Raw genomic sequence first — 6,387 nt, 5'->3', positions numbered from 1 at the left:
CAGCGCGGCGAGCGGCAGCGTGGCCGCGACGACGGTACTCCGCGAGGTCAATCGCCCCGCGGGTGTAGTCGGTCACGTTCTCGACGTCCTCGCGGGTCGGGGTGAACCCTTCGTGCCATCCGGCGGCGAGAGCCTGGCGCACGCTGTCGCGCTGCGTCGCGTCGAGCTGCGCGAACAGCTCCGGCCATTGCTCCTCGACCGTGAATGTCTCAGCCACGATGGGCTCCCTTCGTCGTCCTACCAGTCTATCGGATTTCCCGAAAACGGTCTATGGAATGTTTCGGCACAAAAGGGTTTCGGCACAGGGTTTCGGCACGGCGTGTCGACGTCGCCAGGATGCCGTCGGTGCTCGTGCCGGAATCGATCAGTTTCGGTCCGTTGCGGATTCCTACAGGAGACCGAGTACCGGACTACCAGGCGGCGCGTCGATGGCTGCGTTAGGTGTTGGCGTGGGTTTCGCGGAGGAACTGGGTCAGCGCTGCGCGGCTGGTGGTGAGGCAGGCGATCTTGGTGTCGAGGTCGTCGATCTGTTCGGTGACCATGCGGGCGAGGATGTCGTCGCAGGTGCTCGACCATCCGGATTGGCCGCTCTGGCGGTCGAGGACAATCTTGATGAATCGCGTCGGGACACCGGAGCGAGAGAGGTCTCGGATCGTGACGACCTGGTTCAGATCGGATTCGGAGTAGTCGCGGTACCCGTTGGGGTGTCGTCCAGGTTGGAGGAGTCCCTGGGCTTCGTAGTAGCGCAGCATTCGGGGCGCGACTGCACTGCGCTGGGATATCTCACCGATCCGCATCCGCTCATCTCTCTCGCCTGGGACTTGGGGCACCAGGCTTGACCTTGACAGTGGTGTCAATCTTTAGCGTAGTCGCATGAGCACACGATCGACGTCTTTACCCCTGCCCGGCACCGCCGGTCCGCACCGGGCCTGGCCGATTCTGGCGGTGCTGACCGCGGCGACGCTGCTGACGGTGACGGTCGAGATGTTGCCATCTGGGCTCTTGCCGGTAATGAGCGCCGATCTGGGCGTCTCGGAATCAGCAATTGGGTTGCTGGTGAGCGCCTGGGCGCTCACCATTGCGATCGTGGGGATTCCACTTGTGCGGCTCACGATCCGGTTACCCCGCACGCCACTGCTGGCAGCGTGTCTAATCGTGATCGCGGCAGCGAACCTGCTCACCGCGACCGCCTCTAGCCTCCCGCTCGCACTTACCGGTCGTATCCTCGCCGCGACGGCGCACGGCCTGTTCTGGGCACTCGTCGTTTCCTACGTCGCCTCCGTCATCACTGCCGAGCGGCTCGGACGGGCGCTGGCGATCGTCCTGGCTGGGCCCACGCTCGCCGGCCTTGCCGGACTACCGATCGCGGCGGCTCTGGCCGATGTGGTGGGGTGGCGGGCCATCTTCATCGGCCTATCTGTGGCTCTTGTTATGACCGCCGCGGTGCTCTGGCTCATCCTGCCGCAGGTACCGTCAACGATGCCTGCCGGTGGCGGCGGGTGGGATCGCAGCGCTTCCCGAGTGATTGCGGTAGCGATCGCGGGAGGGCTGGTGTTGGTCGGGCACTTCGCTGTCTTCACCTACCTCACGGCACTAGTCACCCAGTTGGGCAGGCTGCCCGGTGCCACGATCCCCTTGATGCTGTTGGTGTTCGGAGTGAGCGGGGCAGTAGGTATCGCCGGGTCCGGTTTCGCGTCCGACCGGTACCCACGCGGTGCGATCGTCGCCGCGGCAACTCTAGTGACGGTTGGTCTCGCCGTGCTCGCTTTGAGCTCAGGGCAACCGGTCGTGTTCATCATCGGAGTTGCGATCTGGGGAATCGCGGTCGGCGCGTTTCCCCCGATCCTGCAAACCCGGGTGATGCGCGTATCCACGAGCGCATTCCGACCTCTGGCCGGAAGCATCGTCGTCACCGTCCTCAACCTCGGTGTCGCAGCCGGAGCCACCCTCGGCGGCCTTGTCCTCGACCACGGTCCTATCGCCGTCACTCTCATCGCAGTCACCGCCGCGGCAGTGGGAACCTTCGCGCTAGCGCTGATGCGCCCCCTCAACACCCCGCATGAAGGTACCCGCTAGCTTGCCGAATCCTCCCGGCGGCGGAGCCGCACCACCCGCGGTACACCCGCTTGTTGATGGGGGATGATGACCCGGTTGACGATCGTGATGCCAGCAGCGGCGATTGGCACCGCGACAAGGGCACCGAGAATGCCGCCGAGGGCAGCGCCACCGAGGGCAGCGACGATAACAAGTGCTCCCGGCATGGCTACGGCGCGGGCCATGACGCGCGGCGTGAGTACGTAGGCCTCTACTTGCAGGTAGGCGAGCAGGATGGCGGCAACGACGATGGCCGGAACCAGGCCCGTCTCGAGTGTGATGATGGCCGCGATGCTCGCTCCGATGACAGGCCCGACAACGGGGATGAGCGCACCAATAAAGGCGATCAGAGAAAGGAGGGCAGGAGCTGGGCTTCCCGCCGCGGAGGTCACGATGAACGTTACGAGCGCATTGACGAACGCGAGGACGATCTGTCCCCCGACGAAACGACCAACAGACTGCAGAATTTCCTCCGCGATCGACTTCACTCGGTGGCGGGCGCGGTACGCGACCAGCTCGTACGCCTTCGCCTTGATGGCCGGCATGGTGAGAGCGAGGTAGATCGTCAAAACGGTCACGATGATCACACCAGTGATGGCGTCGATGATGCCGGTGCCAACCTCTAGCAGACCACCAGAGAGTTTCAAGAGCTGATCTGGATTCGCGAGGAAAGCAGTCGCGTTCGCCAGCAGATTGTTCACGTCCAGACCATCCCCGATCATGCCGATCAGCCAGAGGAACCACGGCTGATCCGGGATCGCCGACACGAGCGTAAAGGCCTGGTTAGCGACGGCCGTGACCTGTTCGGACACTGCTGGAAGGATCACAGTGATGAGGAACGCGGTGCCGACGAGGAGAATGAAGGCGATAGTGAGAACTGCCGCCCACCGCGGCATTCTTCGCTGCTGCGCGTAGCTGAGGAGCGGTTCCGCGGCGATGGCCAGGAAGAACGCTAGTCCGATGTACACGAGGACGGTTCCCAGGGCGCCGATCGCGGCCAGGATCGCCATCCCACACCCGACGCCGAGGGTGGCGATAAGCGCATACCTGAACGGATGCGCAGCAAGCCCAGCGGAGGACAACGCACCCCTCCCGCCTCCGCGGGAGCCGAGGCTCGCGGGGAAGCGGCGAACGTGCATCCTATTTGTGGACGCCCGTCGGACGGCGGCGCTCGGCCGGTTAGTGGGCAGCACCGAGCTCGACCAGGAGGACACCGCCGATGATGAGCGCGATACCGGCGGCCATCACCCAGGTGAAGGGCTCGTTGAACAGGAACTTGCTGGCCACCGCGGTGAGCGCAACGCCGGACGCGGCCCAGATTCCGTAGGCGACACCGATGCCAAGGCCCAGCGAGAGGACCTGTGCGAGGAAGAAGAACGCACCGAGGTACCCGATGACCACGGCGATGAAGAACAGCTTCTTGCCATTCGTGGCCACCCGCAGGGACAGTGCGGCGCCGACTTCGAGGATGATGGCGATGATGAGGAAGAGCCAGACCATCAGGCGTTCGCCTCCCGCTTGCGGATCGCAGCTTGGGAGCCCATTTCGACGGTGAGGACGCCGCCGATGATGAGGACCAGGCCAAGGATCATGATCAGGGTGAGGGGTTGGCCGAAGATGATCGCGGCGAAGATAGCGGTCAGCGCCACACCCATCGCCCCCCAGATGCCGTAGGCCACACCGAGTGCCATGCCCTGCCGGAGAACGAGGCCGAGGAGGCTGAAAGCGGCGACGTAGCCGACGCCGACGACGACGTACCAGGCGGGGTGGTCTTGAGCGGCTTGGAGGGCGAGCGAGGCCGTGACCTCGCTGACAATCGCTCCAGCGAGCAGGAGCCATTTCTTCATTTGCTATTCCTTAATCAGGTTGTGGGCGAGGAGGTGAACGCGGGCGCGTTCATCGGGTGTGGGGGGAAAGAAGTTGGTGGCGTCGGCGAGCCAGCCGCCATCGGCGAGGAGTCGTGCGGCGATCAGTCGCGCCCGCACGTCGGGGGCTAGATCGGTCGGCAGTGTCAGCCAGGGTGCGAGGCGCTCCGTCCACCGGTGGGTGAGGGTGCGGCGTAGTTTCGGGTCGCTCATCGCGACCAGGTCTGTTTCGCTGAACTCTCCGGAAAGCGACCAGTCCAGGTAGGCGCGGATCCGATCATGCGGGCCCGCCTGGGACGAAGTAACCCCGAGTCGGGCGGTGAGCTCGCTCTCCCACCGGTCCAGGACCGAATCGACCAGCGCGAGCATGAGGGCTTCCTTAGTGGGGTAGTGATACATCACTCCGGGCTTCGTCAACCCGACCGCGCGGGCGACCGAATCCAACGACACCGACCCGCCCTCTTCCAGCTGCGCGAAGGCCGCGGCGATGATCGAATGCGGTGTCTCAGTTCCCATAACCAAAGGTTACCATCCGGAAGGTAACCAAGCTGTAGGGTTGCTGAGACTGGCGTATCTTGAGGGGAAGCGATCGTGGACGTAGAGCGGCCCTCACGCGAGGGAACGCACCGCTGGGGCGACTACCTCGTCACTGCCGCAGAACTCGTCACCGTGCTCGTGGCAGTGGGGTACGTGCTCTCCGGAAGCGTGGTCGTGCTGATCGTGTGGGAAGCACTAGCGACGGCATATCTCCTCACCGGGTCAATCCTCACCTGGCGGCGCAGCATCACCGGCCGAGACGGAAGCCGCCGATCGGGAACCCTAGACACACTGTCGTGGGTGCTACCGCTCATGGCCAGTCTCGTCGGGGTGAACGCAGCCGTTCTCGCGATCACAATCCGCGTTCCCGCCGAAGCTCCCCGAGGGGAAACGGTATTCCTCGGAGTGGCGGCCGCGATCGGCATCATCTTGTCCTGGCACCTGCTCCACACCGGCTTCGCCCAGGTCTACGAAACACTCCAACACCGCGACCCCGAGCATCCCGCGCTCGAATTCCCCCGCACGACACATCCCGGCCTGGCGGACTTCCTGTACTTCGCGTTCACGATCGGAACCTCGTTCGCGACATCCGACGCCACCGTGGCCACCGTGCGGATGCGGTGGCTCGTCCTCACACACAGCATCGTGAGCTTCTTCTACAACGCCCTCGTCGTCGCCGTAGCCATCCAAGTGATCCAACAGATCGCTCGTGCCTGAACTCAACGAAATCACCTAGTTACGCCTTGATAGACGGCCATCGGAATCTCCAACGACGTAAGCAATAGTTGGAAAGATCGCGTCGGTCCGTCAGTGTCAGCCAGATTCGGCGCGCAGCTCGTCGACGAGGGCCTGGTGCGTGGGGTGCAAGAACAGCACGACGGGGCCTTGGTAGTAGCTATCCCGCGTGATCGCCTCGGTGAACCGGATTTCAAGCTCCGGGTTCTCGTGCAGCAGTCGGCGCACCCGTTCCGCTACTCGCTCAGTCATAGACACTCCCCCCAGAGCTTCCCGGATCGTAACTGACATGCGCTCGGGGGCAAAGCAAAGAACCGCGCAAATCGAACACATGTTCGAATAACGGTAGTCTCATCCTGGCCGGGGAGGAGTCGGCCATCGGGAGCAACAAGCGCTATGCGCACCACTACGACCGTCTGATGAATGAGCGCATCTTGGAACAGGCGGTGGTGAGCGCTGGCCCCTTGCAGTCACTCACGCCAGAGGAGCTGCGCTTGGACTCCGAGCCGGTGACGATCGACCCTCGACCCAAGCCGGTGCGAGCCTGGGTGCGGTTCGGGTTGAAACCTGCGCTCGTCGACGCGGTAGCGGCGCGCTGGACGGCGGATGCCGTCGGGGTGGTGTTCTCGATCCGCGGCACCGAGTACCGCGCCTGGGTCTGGGCGTCCGCGGTCACTCCGGTACAGCGCACGCCGTAGCCCTATGGGGTCGATCGGAGCGGTGTGACGGTGTACGTCCACGCCCACCCGCCAGGCCGGCCCATGTCGATCTTGGCCCGGATGACTTCGAGCGCTGCGGCCGCCTCGGCCGCGTTCTCGTACGGCCCGTAAGCCTCTAGAAATCCGGGGTTCACTACAGGGTCCGTAACGATGACTGCGTGCGAACGATTAGGGTCGGCGTCGGGGTCTCCGAGCGTTGCGAGGAGGCCCGCCGCTTGCAGGCCGATTGACGATGGAGTAGCCATGCGTGCTCCTACCTGGTCGCGCGGACTTCGCAATCGGACTCGTCGGTTCCGATGAACACGTCCTCCACTGAAACGTCCCAGCTCCGGTAACGGCCGGAGTCTTTCAGCTCGTCCTCCAGCTCCTCGAGAAACGTCGTCGTGGCCGAGCCGACGTGCGGCAGGAACGGGCCATAGTAGCGCGTCGCCTCGACG

11 protein-coding genes are annotated in these 6,387 nt (G+C 64.3%); 3 read left to right on the top strand and 8 right to left on the bottom strand.

Translation table 11 applies throughout. From position 1 onward, the window contains the following. Together KZA10_RS05995 and KZA10_RS05990 are read right to left on the bottom strand one after the other, a co-directional pair. The coding region (locus KZA10_RS05995) for an antitoxin VbhA family protein (RefSeq protein WP_218682410.1) at positions 1–217 on the bottom strand (217 nt) is incomplete at its 3' end. A 220-nt stretch (positions 218–437) separates the two neighbouring features. Continuing rightward, on the bottom strand, positions 438–797 hold the full coding sequence (locus tag KZA10_RS05990; protein ID WP_086991036.1) for a MerR family transcriptional regulator: 360 nt from the start codon (positions 795–797) through the stop codon (positions 438–440). 76 nt (positions 798–873) lie between these two features. Here KZA10_RS05990 and KZA10_RS05985 point away from each other — a divergent pair, with 76 nt between their 5' ends. Next, positions 874–2,076 (top strand): MFS transporter, encoded by a 1,203-nt coding sequence (locus KZA10_RS05985; protein WP_218682409.1) that lies wholly within the window; start codon positions 874–876, stop codon positions 2,074–2,076. Here the strand turns inward: KZA10_RS05985 and KZA10_RS05980 are convergent. From KZA10_RS05980 to KZA10_RS05965, 4 genes are all read right to left on the bottom strand, one after another. Further along, a complete protein-coding gene (locus KZA10_RS05980; protein ID WP_159305585.1) occupies positions 2,073–3,104 on the bottom strand; it encodes an AI-2E family transporter in 1,032 nt (343 codons plus the stop codon). The genes KZA10_RS05985 and KZA10_RS05980 overlap by 4 nt on opposite strands. Positions 3,105–3,273: 169 nt before the next feature. Beyond that, positions 3,274–3,594, bottom strand: a complete 321-nt coding sequence (locus KZA10_RS05975; protein ID WP_159305584.1) for a multidrug efflux SMR transporter — start codon at positions 3,592–3,594, stop codon at positions 3,274–3,276. Then, positions 3,594–3,941: a multidrug efflux SMR transporter gene (locus KZA10_RS05970; protein WP_124093351.1), complete on the bottom strand. Its 348-nt coding sequence runs from the start codon at positions 3,939–3,941 to the stop codon at positions 3,594–3,596. The genes KZA10_RS05975 and KZA10_RS05970 overlap by 1 nt, the downstream gene beginning before the upstream one ends. Before the next feature lie 3 nt (positions 3,942–3,944). Next, the gene (locus tag KZA10_RS05965) at positions 3,945–4,475 is read right to left on the bottom strand and encodes a TetR/AcrR family transcriptional regulator (protein ID WP_068483756.1); all 531 of its coding nucleotides are present in this window, start codon (positions 4,473–4,475) and stop codon (positions 3,945–3,947) included. Between the two features lie 75 nt (positions 4,476–4,550). Between KZA10_RS05965 and KZA10_RS05960 the strand changes: the two genes are divergently transcribed. After that, positions 4,551–5,213 (top strand): DUF1345 domain-containing protein, encoded by a 663-nt coding sequence (locus tag KZA10_RS05960; protein ID WP_159305583.1) that lies wholly within the window; start codon positions 4,551–4,553, stop codon positions 5,211–5,213. Positions 5,214–5,309: 96 nt separating this feature from the next. On the opposite strand, the gene KZA10_RS05955 is transcribed toward KZA10_RS05960, so the two are convergent. Next, entirely contained in the window at positions 5,310–5,483 is a 174-nt protein-coding gene (locus KZA10_RS05955; RefSeq protein ID WP_159305582.1) for a chemotaxis protein CheY, read from the bottom strand. Positions 5,484–5,650: 167 nt separating this feature from the next. Between KZA10_RS05955 and KZA10_RS05950 the strand changes: the two genes are divergently transcribed. After that, the gene (locus KZA10_RS05950) at positions 5,651–5,929 is read left to right on the top strand and encodes a hypothetical protein (RefSeq protein WP_082775568.1); all 279 of its coding nucleotides are present in this window, start codon (positions 5,651–5,653) and stop codon (positions 5,927–5,929) included. Positions 5,930–6,203: 274 nt separating this feature from the next. Here the strand turns inward: KZA10_RS05950 and KZA10_RS05945 are convergent. After that, a partial coding sequence (locus tag KZA10_RS05945) for a hypothetical protein (RefSeq protein WP_218682408.1) occupies positions 6,204–6,387 on the bottom strand: 184 nt, incomplete at its 5' end.

Origin of the sequence: Microbacterium sp. BF1 (genome assembly GCF_019279095.1) — a bacterium.
Classification (GTDB): Bacteria; Actinomycetota; Actinomycetes; order Actinomycetales; family Microbacteriaceae; genus Microbacterium; species Microbacterium maritypicum.
Note: the sequence above shows the minus strand (reverse complement) of the source record. Positions and strands in the feature narration are given on the sequence as shown.